Origin of the sequence: Methanosarcina sp. 2.H.A.1B.4 (assembly GCF_000979385.1) — an archaeon.
GTDB lineage: Archaea > Halobacteriota > Methanosarcinia > Methanosarcinales > Methanosarcinaceae > Methanosarcina.
This window is the reverse complement of sequence record NZ_JJOV01000050.1, coordinates 1-17,118: the sequence shown is the minus strand read 5'-3', so window position 1 is coordinate 17,118 and position 17,118 is coordinate 1. Positions and strand designations below refer to the sequence as shown.

General features: G+C 33.9%; 15 protein-coding genes. 7 read left to right on the top strand and 8 right to left on the bottom strand.

Annotated elements, in window-relative coordinates; genetic code table 11:
* Window positions 1–8: 8 nt before the first annotated feature.
* Window positions 9–647, bottom strand: a complete 639-nt coding sequence (locus EO92_RS07820; protein ID WP_048170610.1) for a hypothetical protein — start codon at window positions 645–647, stop codon at window positions 9–11.
* Window positions 644–787, bottom strand: a complete 144-nt coding sequence (locus EO92_RS18255) for a hypothetical protein (RefSeq protein WP_200896754.1) — start codon at window positions 785–787, stop codon at window positions 644–646. The genes EO92_RS07820 and EO92_RS18255 overlap by 4 nt, the downstream gene beginning before the upstream one ends.
* A 58-nt stretch (window positions 788–845) precedes the next feature.
* Between EO92_RS18255 and EO92_RS07815 the strand changes: the two genes are divergently transcribed.
* Both EO92_RS07815 and cas1 (EO92_RS07810) read left to right on the top strand, forming a co-directional pair.
* A complete protein-coding gene (locus EO92_RS07815) occupies window positions 846–1,754 on the top strand; it encodes a hypothetical protein (protein WP_156165761.1) in 909 nt (302 codons plus the stop codon).
* On the top strand, window positions 1,751–2,968 hold the full coding sequence (gene cas1, locus EO92_RS07810) for a CRISPR-associated endonuclease Cas1 (RefSeq protein WP_048170672.1): 1,218 nt from the start codon (window positions 1,751–1,753) through the stop codon (window positions 2,966–2,968). Before EO92_RS07815 ends, cas1 (EO92_RS07810) begins: the two co-directional genes overlap by 4 nt.
* A 269-nt stretch (window positions 2,969–3,237) precedes the next feature.
* Here the strand turns inward: cas1 (EO92_RS07810) and EO92_RS17645 are convergent, their stop codons facing one another.
* On the bottom strand, window positions 3,238–3,393 hold the full coding sequence (locus EO92_RS17645) for a hypothetical protein (RefSeq protein WP_156161165.1): 156 nt from the start codon (window positions 3,391–3,393) through the stop codon (window positions 3,238–3,240).
* Between the two features lie 661 nt (window positions 3,394–4,054).
* Here EO92_RS17645 and EO92_RS07800 point away from each other — a divergent pair.
* The gene (locus EO92_RS07800; RefSeq protein ID WP_048139614.1) at window positions 4,055–5,440 is read left to right on the top strand and encodes a transglutaminase-like domain-containing protein; all 1,386 of its coding nucleotides are present in this window, start codon (window positions 4,055–4,057) and stop codon (window positions 5,438–5,440) included.
* Between the two features lie 754 nt (window positions 5,441–6,194).
* The gene (locus tag EO92_RS18480) at window positions 6,195–7,379 is read left to right on the top strand and encodes a hypothetical protein (RefSeq protein ID WP_048170606.1); all 1,185 of its coding nucleotides are present in this window, start codon (window positions 6,195–6,197) and stop codon (window positions 7,377–7,379) included.
* Window positions 7,380–7,448: 69 nt separating this feature from the next.
* On the opposite strand, the gene EO92_RS07790 is transcribed toward EO92_RS18480, so the two are convergent.
* From EO92_RS07790 to EO92_RS18250, 4 genes are read right to left on the bottom strand one after another with little or no spacing between them, the layout of a single operon-like run.
* Window positions 7,449–10,121, bottom strand: a complete 2,673-nt coding sequence (locus EO92_RS07790; protein ID WP_048170604.1) for a DNA polymerase — start codon at window positions 10,119–10,121, stop codon at window positions 7,449–7,451.
* A complete protein-coding gene (locus EO92_RS07785; protein ID WP_048170601.1) occupies window positions 10,114–10,446 on the bottom strand; it encodes an HNH endonuclease signature motif containing protein in 333 nt (110 codons plus the stop codon). The genes EO92_RS07790 and EO92_RS07785 overlap by 8 nt, the downstream gene beginning before the upstream one ends.
* 12 nt (window positions 10,447–10,458) lie before the next feature.
* Entirely contained in the window at window positions 10,459–11,097 is a 639-nt protein-coding gene (locus tag EO92_RS07780; protein ID WP_048170600.1) for a hypothetical protein, read from the bottom strand.
* Window positions 11,094–11,243 (bottom strand): hypothetical protein, encoded by a 150-nt coding sequence (locus tag EO92_RS18250; protein WP_200896753.1) that lies wholly within the window; start codon window positions 11,241–11,243, stop codon window positions 11,094–11,096. Before EO92_RS18250 ends, EO92_RS07780 begins: the two co-directional genes overlap by 4 nt.
* A gap of 103 nt (window positions 11,244–11,346) precedes the next feature.
* Between EO92_RS18250 and EO92_RS07775 the strand changes: the two genes are divergently transcribed.
* A complete protein-coding gene (locus EO92_RS07775; protein ID WP_156165760.1) occupies window positions 11,347–12,237 on the top strand; it encodes a hypothetical protein in 891 nt (296 codons plus the stop codon).
* The gene (gene cas1, locus EO92_RS07770) at window positions 12,234–13,451 is read left to right on the top strand and encodes a CRISPR-associated endonuclease Cas1 (RefSeq protein WP_048170671.1); all 1,218 of its coding nucleotides are present in this window, start codon (window positions 12,234–12,236) and stop codon (window positions 13,449–13,451) included. The genes EO92_RS07775 and cas1 (EO92_RS07770) overlap by 4 nt, the downstream gene beginning before the upstream one ends.
* A 149-nt stretch (window positions 13,452–13,600) precedes the next feature.
* Here cas1 (EO92_RS07770) and EO92_RS07765 read toward each other — a convergent pair whose 3' ends face one another.
* Window positions 13,601–15,478, bottom strand: a complete 1,878-nt coding sequence (locus EO92_RS07765; protein WP_048170596.1) for a tetratricopeptide repeat protein — start codon at window positions 15,476–15,478, stop codon at window positions 13,601–13,603.
* A 731-nt stretch (window positions 15,479–16,209) separates the two neighbouring features.
* Here EO92_RS07765 and tnpC point away from each other — a divergent pair.
* Complete coding sequence (tnpC, locus tag EO92_RS07760; RefSeq protein ID WP_082107975.1) at window positions 16,210–17,058, top strand: IS66 family transposase; 849 nt, start codon at window positions 16,210–16,212, stop codon at window positions 17,056–17,058.
* The last annotated feature ends 60 nt before the right edge of the window (window positions 17,059–17,118 follow it).

Below are 17,118 nucleotides of genomic sequence, written 5' to 3'. Positions count from 1 at the left end.
TCACCTCCTTAGTGCTGATAAATTTCCAAAAACTCTGGCTCTTCCTGGGCTTCCAGGATCTCATAGAGCTTATCAAGGTCGGTTTCAAAGTGGTGGACTTTGCCTTTTGCATCCACTATTTGAACATCTTTGAACTTGGCAAGAACAGAAGGATCATTATTTTTTAATGCCTTCTGAACACTGGCAAAATATTCTCCTATTAAAGACCTATCCTTAGAACTGACTGTAACTATTGTTTCTTGTCCTTCTGTTGAGTAGATAAGCATATTAACCTGGATAGTATCGGCTTTTGTAACCTTCCAGGTTCCTCCTGACTTGTACAAGTTCTTTCCAAGATGCTTGACTGCAAATTCTGTCCTTTTGCCTATTTTTTCAAGTACAGAAGAAAGATTTTCTCCTTTTCTCATTTCCCTTAAAATTTGGAGAGATAGATTTCTATCTCTCTTATCCTGGGCTGAAAGGGTGTTCCATGCTGTCTGGCTAAGGTCAAAATCCCCTATCTTCAGATTTCTAAGCTGGCTGAGGCTTTTATCAGGAAAAAATTTGTGTTTCCTGATGATTTCCTTTGCATATTTTGTATCCCTGGGCTGAGCTTTGAGCCATTCTCCATAAGTTCTGTAGTCTTTAGAAAATCTTGGTCGGCTCATCTTTCAGCCTCCCACAGTTTCATTAATGCTATTCTGACAACTTCAGCCTGAGAGCAGCCAAATTTATCTGACATCTTTACTAACTTCTCCTTAAGGTAAGGAGAAAGTGTTGTTATTATCCTTTCATTTGTGTTACTCATAATCAATTACCAAAAAACACAAGCAAATGAAAGGTTTTATATGTATTTGATGTAATATTTGATAGTAAATATGATAGCTAAATATTATAGAAATGATGTAATTAACAAGAAAAATGATGTAGACTTTGATGTAGAGGTAATGGATTATGTATACAAAAATCTCTTTGTTAGAAGGGAGCAACTCATTAATCATTTCATAGAGACACATAACGGAGAAAGAGGGTATACAAGACCAAGTATTGAGCGTAAGATTGCACGATTGACCAAGAATGGGTCTTTAATTATTGTCAAGCAACCAGAATTAGAAAACTATGGGATATATGACAAGGATCAGAGAGCCTCATACTTGACCGTAAAAGAAATTATTGACATTGACGTTTATCTTGATACTTTATTTTCCTACTTTGAATCAAATGAAAAATATGATAAAAATTCGATTCTAATTGAGATTGATCTCTATAAAGATAGATATTCATTTACTGGTGAACAGTTAGATGTTTTGGTTGACTATCTATCTACTGACAACGAAAATCTACAATTTCATATAATACAAATCTTAAAAGAGTATATCCTTGAGAGAAATATTAAGCCTACAAATAAAGAAAAATTGCTCAAAGCTGTGAACGAAACTTTAGGTAAACTTTCTGGAATCTCAAAAGAACATGAAAATTACAGAACATATCTCATATCCATCCTTGGTTACTATAATAGCGATTCTGTTATTGATTGGTTAAAATATGACCTCAAAAATCTGAACACTAATGAGAAATTTTTTGAAATCAAGAAAAATTACAGCGATACTCACACCGTTAGAATTATTGATAGACATAAGCTCGAATTATTCAATTTAATAAATGATCTTAAAAAAGAAGGCAAAGAGGAAGAAGCCAGGCTTGTGTATAACGTAAAGCATGAAGCGGCTAAAGCTTTAGGTTATATAATAGAGAAGGAGGATGATTCTTGGTGAAACTTCTTCTTCTGAATGGTCATGGCATAAACATGCATGTTGATGGAGCAAAGCTCCATGTTAAAGATGGAAGGTTTTCAACTACTGAAGAGCCTCAAGAATACGTATTTTCTCCAAAAAGGATTGATGTAGACGGTATTATCATTTATGGTAAGAGTGGGAACCTAACCTTAGAGGCTATTAGATGGCTCATTAAACACAACATCCAGGTTTCTATCTTGGATTGGAATGGCAAGCTCTTAACCACAATGCTTCCTCCTGAAAGTACCAATCTAAGAACAAAGTTTGCTCAGTATCATGCTTTTGAGGATAAGGAAGCAAGGCTTGAGATAGCAAAGAAGTTTATCGAAGCTAAATTTAACAAGTCTAAAGCGGTTCTTGATTTCCTGAGCCAAAGGTATCCTGAAATTAATTTTGATATTTCGGATGGTCTCACAAAATTAAGAGAAGTAAAAAGCACCAGGGAAATATTGGGAGTAGAGGGAACCTTAGCCGGTAAATACTGGATTGAGTTTTCAAAGGCTGTCCCAAAGGAGTATGATTTCTGTAACAGGATAGACCAGTTCAGAAGAGCTATGGGTTCAGGGGATATGGTAAACACCATGCTCAATTATGGCTATTCTCTGCTTGAATCTGAATGTTTGAGAGCCATAAACACTGTTGGGTTAGATCCTCATGTCGGGTTTTTGCATGAAATGACGCCAAGCAAGAACAGCTTAGCCTATGACCTTCAGGAGCCTTTCAGGTTTCTTGTGGATCTGGCAGTTATCAGTCTTATTGAACAGGGAGCTATGGAAAGTAAAGACTTTATCAGGACAGAAAATTACAATCTGAGGCTAAAGCCTACAGGAGCCCGAAAGATCGTTAATGAGTTTTCCAGTATGCTGAATAAAAAGGTAAGTTACCAGGGAAAAGAAAGCACATGGAGTTATGTTATCTTTCTGAAAGTAAGGGAATTAGCCCATTATCTTACTAGCAAAAAGGAAAAACTGGATTTCGTTAAGCCTGAATATGAAATAGAGAGGATTGATTCTTATGTTATAAGGCAAAAGATTCTTAACATTTCTTATGTTGATTGGAAGAAATTAGGGTTTTCTAAAGGCACATTGCATTATATGAAGCAGAATGCAAAGTCAGATAAACCGTTTACTCTTAACAGCCATGTTCTGGACAGGGTGAATAAATGGGAAGCTCTTGTTTCAGGTCAAAAGTAAAAATATGTATGTTTTTACTGAAAAGTGTAAAATTGTAAATTTTACAGTAAAATAGTAAAACGGTATCAAGAGAAATTGTAAATTTTACAGTAAAATTGTAAAACGATATCAAGGGAAATTGTAAATTTCACCTGTAAAATTGTAAAACGGTATCAATAAGGATTGTAACAAGTAAATTAGATTTTGTATCTCTTTGTAAAATTCTGTGATATAGTTCAAAATCAAGTAATTTTTGATATGTCTATATTAGAATTTGGAGCTTAAAAGTATCATTTATCATACCACCTTCTGGTTAATGTTACTCTGCTATATTCCTTAGCGCTATCTGGAATCTGATATATACCCTGTGAGTAAATATTCGTTTCCTTCTCTTCATTTGTAACAAGATAATTATTGAATCTATCCTGAGCTTTTTTATCTGCCATGGGAAAACCAGGAAAGAGATATAAAATTAATAATATTAAGCTATAGGTTTACCTGCCGAAGGCAGGATATAAGATAATATTTAGTATCCTCTTCAAATTCAAGGGGGAATTTTCTACCCCGAAAAATATACAATAATTTGGTCATACATTTATGAAGTTGATTGTGTCTCCCAAGTATGTTTTTTATACCTGGCTAAATTTTTAATTTTCCAGCAAATCTGTGAAACTTATTTTTCCCCATACAATTTGAAGAGGATACAATATTTACTCATATCTTTTCTTATAGTTTTACATTGGAACTTCTTGCGGCATCTATGATCTTATATATTTTATGGCCAGAACATCAAACAATCAAAATTAGAAAATAATTATAGACATTAAAATGATTCCAAAAAAAGATTAATTTAAGACATTTGCCGTAAAATTTATATCTACATTGCCAAAGATGATCATATGAAGTTCAAATCTACTTTTCAGATTATCTGAACTCCACAAAATATCTCTAAGATGTATATCAAGAAGCACAATTATGTTAGCTTTGCGTTTAAGACTTAGCTTTAATGATTCTGCTTCTTGATAAATAACTCGCGCATCGATCTCAAATAACTCCATTATTTTGTGAATATGATTCAGAATTACAGAAAATAATAGAGGTAAAAATATGAAATTAAAGATACTTCTAGTACTCCTACTAATCAATATGATAGGATTAGGAGCAGCAGTAGAGGAAGATGAAGATCAAAATTACAATATTGACCTATATTCCGGAAAAGTTTCAACGCCAGAAGAACTAATTGCAATTTTTGGAAATAGTACTCCAATATTACCTGACGACTGGTTTGAAAAATGCGAAGAAGAACGGGAAAAACTCAGAATAGAAATTGAAAAAGATGAAAAAGAAAATTTAATTAAAAAACCACTTACACCTGAAAAAATAGCTCAAATAAATGCTAATGCTCCAGAAGGAATGTTCTTAATAAGTGGGATCGAAGATGTTTCGGTAAAAAGTAATTCGCCTGAAAATGTCACAATCAAGGATGATAAAATAGTTATGGTTTGGTCAACTTCAAAAAATAAGGCAATATCTGACTCTTCCGAATACTCTATAAAGACAGTGGTACCAAATGTTGTTGTTACGGGTGCTACTTGTGACTGGAGATGGATTCAGAATGAATCTGCAGCCAATCAAATTACAATAAAAAATTATGGCACAGTTGCTGCTAATGGATTTGTTATGCTTTATTCTTATGAAGATTCGAATGGCTGGGCAAGAAATTACGTAAACCTTTTACCAGGTGAAGAAGTTACAATTTCCCTTCCATTTTATGTAGATCCTGATTTATTCACAACTGTGGGTAGCAAGTCAATAACTATAAGAAATTACGTTGTGGTCAATTCAAGCGTTTATTTAACAAGTGCTCCAACCGTCAGTGCACCCTTTGTTGAAGTCTACAATAATAATGTAGGGTATCTTGAAGACCCTGATAATGGCAGAAATTTGCAACTGACTGACCTCCATCATCATAACGAATATGAAATATCTGTATTAGCAGCTCAAGCTGGAGATAATACATCTACTCCTTATACTACAGGACGTAAAATTGTTCTATATGTTGATGGTGTAATGGAATACAATATATCTGCATTAGACCCAACATTAACTGGATCAGATGATTGGATAATTGAGAATGGTTATGAAGGAATATGCGATGAATTTTCTGTATTAAATAGTGATTTTGCAAGAGCTTTAGGTGTACCAGCAAGGACTATTGCATGTAATTTAGTGGAACCCGGAGAACCTACTATATCTCATCAATTTAATGAGATATGGGATGGAAGCCGTTGGGTTCACTCAGATGCAACAGGAGCATATGATAATCCTCATGTTTATAACAATGATAATAAGGCTGTTGATTATACGCACCTGGCTTATGATTCAGATGACAGCAGGAGTAGTGTTGACGGTCCAGATGGAGATGGTATTTTGCATGGTGTATTTGATTCTATCTTCACCTATACCCCTGAATTAGAGTTAATTTACAATTGAGGGGTGCAATACTCCTTTTTTTATATAAAGAAGCATGAACGTCCAGGTCTTTAGCTTAGGGACAGTTCACATATACTTATAATATATGTCACGTTTATTTTTTAACTTCTCTTATTTTTTAACAATTAACTAAAAACATTTAATGAGTTGTGCCTATTAATTTACTGCTACGTTCAAAGTTCAACGTTCTAAAAATCCATCTGAATTCTCAAGCTTCGTCCTTCCTCGAACTTGGTCCTATTTTTGATGCATTATTATTACTCTCACCCAACTAACTATTTATTTATATTAACTTATTAAATCAAAAATTGTAGAAAAAGAGTTTTTTAGTTGAGGCAACTTTTGAAAATAAAACTGTTGTGCAAATTCCTTACAAAACAGCGTTGCGTTTTTTTGAGTTACCTATATCCCCGCACTAACCTTTTGGGATATAGGTATCTCTAAAAAACGCAACGCTGTTTTGAAAGGAATTCGCACAACAGTTTTTTCCGGAAAAAGATCTGATATATAATTCAGCTCATGTTTATAAATTTTTATATATAAAAATAAAACATAAGGCTATTTTTCGAAATTTGTGCATAATTCATTTTTCAAAAAATAATTGAATTTAAAACAGATTTTCTGTTTTTAGTGAAAGATCTTAAAAATAAACAGTTAAATCCTCGCTAATGAGTTTTATGATTTTGCCTTTTAAGTTCAAGTTCGCTACTTTTGTGAGAAAAATATATAATGCAATTGTCTTGTATAAGATGATATGATTCTGTTAATAAAAAACGAAACCTGGTATTACGTTGAAAGACTTTATCTTCATGTATACGGAAGTTCTAAGTTTATTAACTTTTTAAGAAGTTTTGAACTTAATTATGATGTAGAATACCCGAATAATATTCATGATTTTATGAAAGAACACGATCATTCTATTGAAGACTTTATGAGTATTGTTAAAGATGAAAAAAAATTAGAAATACTAAAAAAGATTATTTTTGATACTCAGATTGAAAAAACGCAACGGCTTGACTTCAACTATTATGGAGAACAAATAAATGCATGGTACCCAAAAGTTGTTGAGAATTTAAAATCTTCTAACATTGATATTGATTATACTAACGAAACACTCATTGAGACAACAAACTTAAAGCTAAACTTATTTCTTCATAATATTTCTGGATTCATAGTAAACAACTTAAGCGACACAAATTGGTCTTATGTTTCAGAAATATGTGGTGTTACTCATATATTAAATTTCCCAAAGAATGAACAACTCATTAGATCTCATGAACTTATAGACTCTAATTATGAGTCTCATATTTATTATTTTTTAAAAGATGTACATTCTTATAACGAAGATTTTTGCATGCTTCTTATTAGATTAGTCGGAAAACAAGGAACATTGAACGATACTGGAAAAGAAAAATTCCACGAAATATTGACCAATTTTGAGCAGAATAATTGGATTGAATTGTTAATTCAAAATATTAAAAACCCGACTCATGAAAATTTAATTGATTGTGAAGTAGTTCCAGACTCATTTTACAGGGCATTAGCCAATGAAATAAATTTTCAGTACATAACTAATCATTATATACCTCTTTCGATACTAATTCGTAAAATTATAGAAAATTTGATAATTGATATCTTGCGTAAAAAATACGGACATTCAAATATGGAGATGTATTATAACATAAACCAGGGACGGTTCCAAGATTTTTCAGTTTTGTTGCGTAATCTTGATTCTTGTAAGCAAGATTTTAAACACGTTTCTAGTAGCTTCAATGACGACCTAATGAGAAAGATTAAGAAGTACAAAGAATCTGGAAATTCAGCAGCACATTCAATAGATGTAAATCTAACTAATGATTACTTTCTATCAAATAAAGAAGAAATTAATTACATTATTAATATATTAATACGGGTTTGTAAGAATTTACCTCCAGAATAAACATTTTTAATTTTTGAGTCTATAAAAAACTATGAAAAAGACTTAGTACGAAACCTAAAAAGAAGTAGTTCAGATAACATCTAGAAGTTTATTTACTTCTTTTGTTTTTAAATTTATCTTCCCATCTTCCTGAATTCTATCTTTCATTCTCTTCAATGTACTTCTATGCTTAATTCCTAACTTCCTTGCCTCTTCAGGAGTTAAAGCCAAAATTTTCTGTTTAATCTCTTCCTGATTAATGAAAACTTGAGATCCTGTTACATCCAAAGGCTGATCCTCAATATTATTGGCTTCTTTCCCAATGTAAACCAGTCCGTCAGCCTGAACATGCTTTCTCTCTAAAATCCCAATCTCTCCCTCAAACTTGTTTTCAAGATGCTCAACATACTGCAAGATGGTTCTGCTTAATGGCTTGAAATATTGTGATCCTTCCTTAACTTCTCCAGTTTCGTAATCAATAAATGGCCCATAAACTATCTTCTGATAATCCTTAGTAAATGGAGCCAGAGGCTTGACAGCCTTATCATTTTCTTCAATTGCCTGGAACCCTACAAGAAAGAAGTTAAAAGGCTTAATTTGCTCTTTCCAAGGCTTCACATCATTCAGTTTCTTAAACCTATTCAATACATTGGAAGTAGTAACAGTAAGCCTGGAAATTGCATAAAGGTTTGAATACTTCTCTTCAATATCCCTTTCAGTAATCAGCCCATAATGAAGTTTAAGAATATCTTGCCAGATTTCAGCCTGCCAATCTTCAACTGAGTTAGGAAAAGGGTTTGTTAGATGCCCAAGCCCATGAAGCTTGTAAGACCTTTCATCTTCCATGAACCTGATTTTTCTATTCTCATAGTAGTATAGAGCATACCTTTTAGAAGCAATACCATAAAACCAGAGATCCTTTTTCTCAGGTTTAAGCAATGGAATATCCATGTTGTAAGGGTTAAGAGGCTGAAAGAACTCTGCAAGCTCCTGAGCTTTTTCAGGAGGCACAAATACAGAATCAGTATCCATATAAGCGTGAATTGCTCCAAGCTCTTTTAATCTGGCTTCAGCCATTGTTAAGAAAAGCCTGGCTCCTGAAGTAATCATAACAGCCAGGAGAGGATGAAAATACTTTCCTGACTTCTCAAACCTGTTTTCCTTAGTAACAAAGTTATCAAGCCCATAAACCTGAAAATCACTTTTCTTATCTTCTGGGTTAAGCTCAATAAATATTCCATAACTGAGGGCATTTACAAGGATTTTGATAGCCTGGGCTCTGCTTGATAGATGTTGAAATTCAGGATCATTTTTATCTGTCTTTTTCAACCTTTCCTTAATTTTCTGCCTTTCTTCTACAAGAACCTGAACAATGTTATCCTTTGACGGATCAATGTCAACTCCAAGAATCCTGGATTTCCTTAACCCCTTCTGTACTCCTTTAGGAATAAATTTTACAGCTTCTTTGATCTTTGGAACCTTGCCAGTAAGGAGGTAGGAGCCTATAACATCCGGTAAAGAATACCACATCTCAGAGTTAGAACTCAGATAATTGATTCCTACGTTAAACCCTGTATTATTTCCTTTGTAATCCATCCTTACAGGTAAATTATCATTATCAGGCTGAATCTTGACCATAACAACAAGCTTTTTCCATGTATCCTGTTTCTGAAGGTCTGAAAGCTTCAGTTTTGAGATAAACTCCCTGGTTTCTTCTGTGATGTCCTGAATTTCCAGGCTCTCAGCTATGATGTATTTCCAGAGGTCCATTTCCATTGTAACTGTGGGATACATGCTTGTAAAATCCAGAACAGTAACCTTTGTTGGCTCCTTCCTTATTTTACATTCTGTTCTTCCCCCAAAATAGGAAGTCATCATGTTTCCAATAGCTGAATCTGGAAAATCTGGATTCATTTCCAAGAATGGCTTAACCCCTAACTGGCTGAGAGCATGTTTTCCAATGGAAGCAGAGCTAAAGATCTTTGTTATGGGTATATGGATCTGATAAACGTCAAGCTCCTTAACAAGTGCCTTATATACAGCCTGGGTGGTTTCAACATCCTTTACTAGATATTCAATATACTTTTCAGTAACCTTTCCATGCTCAACCCCTTTCATTTTCTGAACAGGCGTATTAAGCTTCTCTCCTGCTCTCTCAAGGGAAATATGGTTTGATTGAAGAAGAACTTCAGCCAGCCTTTGAGTATCCAGGAAATATCCTGAAAAATAACTATCTCCTTTGTTCTGCTTGGTAGTGGTAAACTTAAAGCTGTTAGAATAGCCAAGCTTCCTGATGATTACAGGAGGGTTAAAAGGATCATCTGAGAGGGTAAGGGTAAAACCGCCTCTGTTCCTTCCCCTTGAATCTCCTGATCTTTTTGCTATCCGACTTATGTCAAAAGCTAAGTTATACCCATTGCAGAGGGTTTTAAGCTCAAAGACTTCAGGATAAAATACATTGTCGATGAACTCATCCAGGAGGTACAGGTTTAAGTTATGGTTTCTTGAATAGGCTTCCAGAATCTTATTTTCTCTTTCATTCAGGATAGTTGGATCATGAAATAACCCATCATGCTGAATAACTCCATCCTGGTAGATCTGAAAGTATCCAATTTTGAAATTTTGATACTGGTCTATGGTTGTTTCAGTATCAAAGACCAGTACCCTGTTATGCCTGAGAGGAGTATCATAATGCCTAAAGCTCCTATACTCCCCTTTTTTCTCAAGCCTCTGAGTATATCCCCTAACTGCAACTTTAGACATTTTGCATCATCTCATTTCCAACATCAATTAGCTGAGTTCCTAATTCTGTTAGTAAAGCACCAATAGAGACTATCTGAAAAGCTCTCTTTTGTTCAGGAGAGGCGTTTCCAGATCTGGCTTTTGGGCTTAGCTTATTCTGTTCCCTTGTTATCTTGGAATGGCAGTTTTTACAGAGAGGCTGAACCTGGTCTGAATTGTTCCGCCCATAGGGATGATGCATTTCAATTACATCTGGGTCATCTTCCCCACAGATAACACAGCAAAGAGAAGTTTTTCGGTTTCTCTTCTGTTTGTTCAAAGTTTTCTGATATGCTTCTTTATCCATAGTTCCCCCTCCTCAATGCTGATAGATTTCCAAAAATTCAGGTTCTTCCTGGGCTTCCAGGATCTCATAGAGCTTATCAAGGTCAGTTTCAAAATGGTGGACTTTGCCTTCAGAATCCACTATTTGAATATCCTTGAACTTGGCAAGAACAGAAGGATCATTGTTTTTTGTAGCCTTGTAAACACTGGCGAAATATTCTCCAATCAAAGACCTATCTTTAGAACTGGCTGTAATGATCGTTTTTTGTCCTTCTGTGGAATAGATCAGCATATTAACCTGGATAGTATCGGCTTTTGTGACCTTCCAGGTTCCTCCTGACTTGTACAGGTTCTTTCCAAGATGCTTGACTGCAAATTCGGTTCTTTTGCCTATTTTTTCAAGTACAGAAGAAAGATTTTCTCCTTTTCGCATTTTCCTTAAAATTTGGAGAGATAGGGTTCTATCTCTCTTATCCTGGGATGAAAGAGTTTTCCAGGCTACCTGGCTTAGATCAAAATCTCCGATCTTGAGTTTTCTAAGTTGGCTGAGGCTCCGATCAGGGAAAAACTTGTGTTTCCTGATGATTTCTTTTGCATATTTTGTATCTCTGGGCTGAGCCTTGAGCCATTCTCCATAGGTTCTACATTCTTTGGAAAATTTTGGTCGGCTCATCTTTCCGCCTTCATCATTCTGATAAAAGCTGTTCTCATAACTTCAGCCTGAGAGCATCCGTACTCTTTTGCCTTCTGTGCGAGGTTCTCCTTAAGGTAAGGAGACAATGTTATCAGTACTCTGTCTTTTGTATCTTTTGTATTCATGTAACTCACAATAAACAGTATGCATTATACTAGGTATTGTACAGAATTGAGTATAACTTTAAGTACAAGTTTGACGTATATTTTATATATATTTGTGATCAATATGAAAAAGAAAGAGTATGATTTTGACACTGAAGTAAAGAATTATCTTACGCAAAAAGGGTATGCAAGAAGGCGGCAACTCATAAAAGACCTCATGGAAATACATAAAAATGAACTTGGATATAGCCTCAAAAGTATAAACCGTAAATTAGACAAACTAAAAAATCAAGGTATGATTATACGGCTGGAATATTCCGATTTTGGGAAATTAGGAATAGAGGATACTGATAAAAACGCCAGTTATCTTACCTTGAAAAATATATCCAAAATAACGGAGCATCTGGATAAGATCTTAGAACGGCTTGATTCAGAAGAGCCCATGAAGCAAAAAATGGCTTTAAAAGAGATTGCCCGTTATGAACAAACTTATGTTTTAACTCCTGTACAACTGGATCTAGTTGTAGCTCAGTTTGATAAGAACATTGATGTAGGAACTATAGATGCTGAGCTTGCTGATAAGCTATTACTTTTATTAGACAGATATATTTTGAAAAAAGATATTGAGCCAACGAATAAAGCAAAAACAATTGACTTGTTAGTAAAATTGCTAGACAAATATCCTGTTCCTGTTTCAACCCATGTAAACCTTAGAACTCACATCATCTATCTTCTTGGGCATTATGGGCATAAGGCTGTAATTGAAAGGTTTATGGAAGATGCAAGAACCCTACAGGATCCTTTTTCTGTAGAAAATGTTTACAATACAGAATACACAGCCAACCTTATAGAGGAACACAGAGAAGAACTTTACAAACTAGAAGAAGAGCTAGCAATAGAAGGAAAAGATAACGCTTCACAGTTTGTTTCTAACATAAGAACTGAGGCTCTAATTAATTTGGGTTTATATAAAAACCCTTATATAAAAGGAAAGAAGGAGGATGATTCTTGGTGAAGCTTCTTCTTTTGAATGGTCACGGCATAAATATGCACGTTGATGGAGCCAAGCTTCATATTAAGGATGGCAGGTTTTCAACTACTGAAGAGCCTCAAGAATACATATTTTCCCCAAAAAGGATTGATATTGATAGCATTATAATCTATGGGAAACGCGGAAACCTAACCTTCGAGGCTGTTAGATGGCTGATTAAACATAATGTCCAGGTCACTATTCTCAATTGGAATGGTAAACTCTTAACAACTATGCTTCCTCCTGAAAGTACAAATGTAAAAACAAAGTTTGCTCAGTATCACGCTTTTGAGGATCAGGAAACCAGGCTTGAGATAGCAAAGAAGTTTATTGAGGCTAAATTTGATAAATCTAAAACTGTTCTTGACTTCCTTAGCCAAAGGTATCCTCAAATTAAATTTGATGTTTCGGATGAACTCACAAAATTAAAAGATGGAAAGAGTATCCGAGAACTTATGGGAATAGAGGGAGGGTTAGCTTGGAAATACTGGAATGAGTTTTCAAAAGCTATTCCAAAGGAATATGATTTCTGTTCTAGGATAGACCAGTACAGAAGACCTGTAGGACCTGGGGATATGGTAAACACTATGCTGAATTATGGCTATTCTTTGCTTGAATCTGAGTGCCTGAGAGCCATTAATTCTGTAGGTATGGATATTCATGTAGGGTTTTTGCATGAAATGACACCAAGCAAAAACAGTTTAGCCTATGACCTTCAGGAGCTATTCAGGTTCCTTGTGGATCTGGCAGTTATCAGCCTGGTTGAAAGTGGAGCTATGGAAAGTAAAGACTTTATCAGGACAGAAAATTACAATCTGAGGCTTAAACCTACAGGAGCTAGGAAGATTGTTAATGAGTTTTCCAGTATGCTGAATAAAAAAGTAAATTACCAGGGAAAAGAAAGCACTTGGAGCTATGTTATTTTCCTGAAGGTAAGAGAATTAGCACATTATCTTACTAGCAAAAAGGAAAAACTGGATTTTGTTAAGCCTGAATATGAGATTGAGAGAGTTGACTCTTACGACATAAGGCAAAAGATTCTCAATATTTCTTATGTTGATTGGAAGAAGTTAGGATTTTCTAAGGGCACTTTACATTACATGAAGCAAAATGCAATGTCAGATAAACCGTTTACTCTTAACAGCCATGTTCTGGAAAGGGTAAATAAGTGGGAGGCATTGGTTTCAAGTCAAAAGTAAAAATGTGTATAGTTTTACTGTAAAATGTAAAAAATGTAAAATTTACAGTAAAATGGTAAAACGGGATCAAACGAAATTGTAAATTTTACAAGTAATATGTAAATTTTACAGTAAAATAACTGTGGTGCACCTGTTACTCATGTTCACGGTCACAGATTCTTAATCATAGATTTGAACTCGTCCCGGTCTATCAGCTTTACATCGTTTGCGTTTCCAAGCTCAATTGCACGTTTAGTGAAATAACTATTTGTTACTACAATACAGGAATTACATTTATAATACCCTTTAGATGCGACTACTTCTTGTATTGCTTTATTTGAAACCTTTCCTGTATGTCTTTTTATTTGTACCACACTTCGTTCTTCACATTTAGATATAATTAAATCGGCCCCTTGGTCCCCAGATAATGAAGTATGTTTAATAGTGTATCCCATCTTTTTATATAAAGCTCCTGTGAATTTTTCAAAATCATAGCCCTTCATTTTATCTATCTCGTCAATAGTATCTTCTACAAGAGCAAAGTATGCTTTAGAATCAATATTTTTTGTTTTTTCATAGCATCTTATAGCTTCTTCGTACCTACCCATTCTAAAAAAAGTCGTTCCTTTATTGTGCCAACTATATGCATGGTTTGGCTTGGCAGAGATTGTCAGATCAAAACATTCCATAGCTTCTTGATTTCTCCCTACAATCAGAAGAGAAACCCCTTTATTGTACCAAGCATCTACATTATTTGGCTCAACTGAAATAACTTTATCGAAGCATTCTATGGCCTCTTGATATTTCTCCATCTTACATAAAGAACCTCCTTTAACATACCAAAAATCTGCATTTCTTGGCTGAAACGAGATTGCTACATCAAAGACTTCTATAGCTTCTTGGTATCTGCCCAGGATAAAAAGACAAACTCCTTTATTACGCCACGCTGATGCATTGTTTGGCTCAATCAGGGTTGCTTTATCGAAGCATTCTATAGCTTCTTGATTCATGCCAATATTAATAAAACAAGCTCCTTTTACTAACCATACACTTGCGTGTTCTGACTCAGTCAAGCATACACTTGCGTGTTCTGATTCAATCAAGAGGGCTTTATCAAAGCATTCTATAGCTTCTTGATTCATGCCCCTCTCATAAAAAGAAGTTCCTTTGTGAAGCCAAGCTTCTAGGTGGTAAGGCTTAGCCAAGATCTGTCTATCGTAGTACTCTATTGCCTCCTTATGTTTTCTATTATCTGATAAACTACAACCTGTATCAAATAAGTTTCTAGCTAAGTCTTTATCTTTAGAGGTATTTTTTTCCTTATTACTAACTGTTACTTTTTCCGTATCATGTTTTTCAAACTTTTTATTTGGTGTAGCGATGTCACCTCTTTCTACAAGAGAAAAATATAAATTAGGATCAATCTTTCTAGTTTTTTCAAAGCATTCAATACCTTCTTGGTATCTATTTACATTAAGAAAAGCTATTCCTTTTTTATACCAAGCATATGCATAGTTTGGGTTAGCTAAAATGGATCTATCGTAATATTCTATAGCCTCTCCATATTTTCCTTCATTTGACAATCTACAACCCATATCACGTAATTTCTTGGCTGTATACCTCTCTTTAAATTTATTATTCTCTCTATTATTAGCTGCTTCTTTTTCATGATAATTTGTAGAATTTTTATCCTCATATGTACTTTTTTGATTGCTATCTATCTTTTTTTCCTCATTGATAATGTTATATTTTTCTATACTGTTTTTTTCAGATTTAATTCTCTCTCTAGTTTTTTTCAATTCTAAATTCACTATTTTTTTTAACAACGGATCACTAATTTTTATTCTTCTATTCTTACTATCGAGTTCATTTTTCAGAGATTGGAATTCTCGTTCTGAAAACCCACTTTTATATATTTGAACAAATTTACATATTAAGTCATAATCTCCCGTTTTTTTTAATGATAGAATCGTATTTTCATCACTTCCACGACCAAAAATTAACATTAACATGGAGACACCAATTAAAAAAATTACCATCGGATCCATAAAAATGAAATTTCCCCTAAATACTTTTTTAGTAGAATTTTATAAATAGTATTCAGTTATATATTTTTGCTTTTTAGAAATAAACGCTTTTTAAAAATACTTCTTATGCATAAATTCATATAACTATATGAAAAATTCGACGTTCCTTTGTATATAAGGAATTCAAAATTAGAAAATTGATTTTTTTGGCTAAGATAACTTTCAAAAAACTGCTGTGCATAAATGTTAAAAAACAGCGTTGCGTTTTTTTGAGTTACCTATATCCCCGCACTAACCTTTTGGGTAATAGGTAACTCGAATTTTTTGTACGCTTTTGTAAGGTTTATGCACAACCGTTTTTTTAGAAAGTTGGCTCTCCAAAAATTAGTTTTTCATAAATTTGGGACAATAAAAAACAAATCTTTTTTCACTAGTACAAAAATAATGTACAGTCTCTTATTCTCAAAAAAAAGCCTTAGTAGAAATAAACCTTTTGATTCGTAATTATTTGGAAATAAGAGCTATCATAACTAGGACTTACGCGGTTGAACTGAAAAATTAGTACGCTTTTAACTTTCAACTCTCTAAAAGACACATTTGATCGCAGTGCCTATTGTACTCGATTGTGTACTTTAAGTGCATAAGCCCTGTTATATTAAGTCAGTGACTTTTAATCCTAACTCGTTTTTCTATTACACTTATTTCTGATTATTTTGTATCAATTATTATAAAATTAGTGGCTCGTGTTTTATATGAAATGTGACGAAATTCAAAATACAGAAGCTCTTTTGAATCAAAACAATCAAAATACGATTACAACCCTATCTACTGATACTTTTACTCAAAGCATCGAAAAAAGGGGTTGTAGACGTCCAGGTGGTCAGAAAGGACACCCAGGATTTACACTAAATATGAGTGAGTATCCTGGTGAAATCATCACATATCAACTTTATAAATGCAAGCATTGTGGAAATAGTTTATTGAATACTAAAGTCAAAAAATACGAAAAGAGACAGAAATTTGATATTATTATAAATCAAAATGTGATAGAGTATCGTATTGAAATTAAGAAATGCACTTATTGTGATTCCATATCTAAAGCAGATTTTCCGGAAAATATAATAAAAAGAACACAATATGGTTCAAGAGTTTTGGCAATTGCAGTTTATTTACGAAATTTTCAATTGATACCTTACGAGAGAATCTCGAGAGCATTACAAGACTTTTTTGGATTGAAAATAACAGTCGCTACGATAATAAATGCAGAAAATAAGTGCTTCTACAATCTAAAAGGAGTTACAAATAACATCAAGAGCAGATTAATTAGAGAAAACGTTATCAACTGTGATGAGACGGATATTAATTTGAATGGTCGAAAACACCATTGTCATGTAATTTCTACTGAGAAATTGACATTGTACTTTCATCATAGAAATAGAGGACACAAAGCTATGAAGAAAATGGGGGTGTTACCAAAGTATAGGGGAATAGTTGTTCATGACTTCTGGAAACCTTACTTCAAATACAAAAATTGTGAACATGCAGTTTGTAATGTCCATATTCTAAGAGGCTGTCTGAATATTCATTTTTCATTCGGGTAAAGTTACTATATTAGCCAGTCTTCTGCTCATTATATGGATCATAGCAGCATAAATGAAGGC

Bases quoted from the DNA above. Each gene is read 5' to 3' on its own strand.
- EO92_RS18480 (WP_048170606.1), top strand. From the start codon at position 6,195: ATGATTCTGTTAATAAAAAACGAAACCTGGTATTACGTTGAAAGACTT.
- tnpC (WP_082107975.1), top strand. From the start codon at position 16,210: ATGAAATGTGACGAAATTCAAAATACAGAAGCTCTTTTGAATCAAAAC.
- EO92_RS18250 (WP_200896753.1), bottom strand. From the start codon at position 11,243: ATGAATACAAAAGATACAAAAGACAGAGTACTGATAACATTGTCTCCT.
- EO92_RS07785 (WP_048170601.1), bottom strand. From the start codon at position 10,446: ATGGATAAAGAAGCATATCAGAAAACTTTGAACAAACAGAAGAGAAAC.
- EO92_RS07765 (WP_048170596.1), bottom strand. From the start codon at position 15,478: ATGGATCCGATGGTAATTTTTTTAATTGGTGTCTCCATGTTAATGTTA.
- EO92_RS07780 (WP_048170600.1), bottom strand. From the start codon at position 11,097: ATGAGCCGACCAAAATTTTCCAAAGAATGTAGAACCTATGGAGAATGG.
- EO92_RS17645 (WP_156161165.1), bottom strand. From the start codon at position 3,393: ATGGCAGATAAAAAAGCTCAGGATAGATTCAATAATTATCTTGTTACA.
- EO92_RS07790 (WP_048170604.1), bottom strand. From the start codon at position 10,121: ATGTCTAAAGTTGCAGTTAGGGGATATACTCAGAGGCTTGAGAAAAAA.
- EO92_RS18255 (WP_200896754.1), bottom strand. From the start codon at position 787: ATGAGTAACACAAATGAAAGGATAATAACAACACTTTCTCCTTACCTT.
- EO92_RS07775 (WP_156165760.1), top strand. From the start codon at position 11,347: ATGAAAAAGAAAGAGTATGATTTTGACACTGAAGTAAAGAATTATCTT.
- EO92_RS07820 (WP_048170610.1), bottom strand. From the start codon at position 647: ATGAGCCGACCAAGATTTTCTAAAGACTACAGAACTTATGGAGAATGG.
- EO92_RS07800 (WP_048139614.1), top strand. From the start codon at position 4,055: ATGAAATTAAAGATACTTCTAGTACTCCTACTAATCAATATGATAGGA.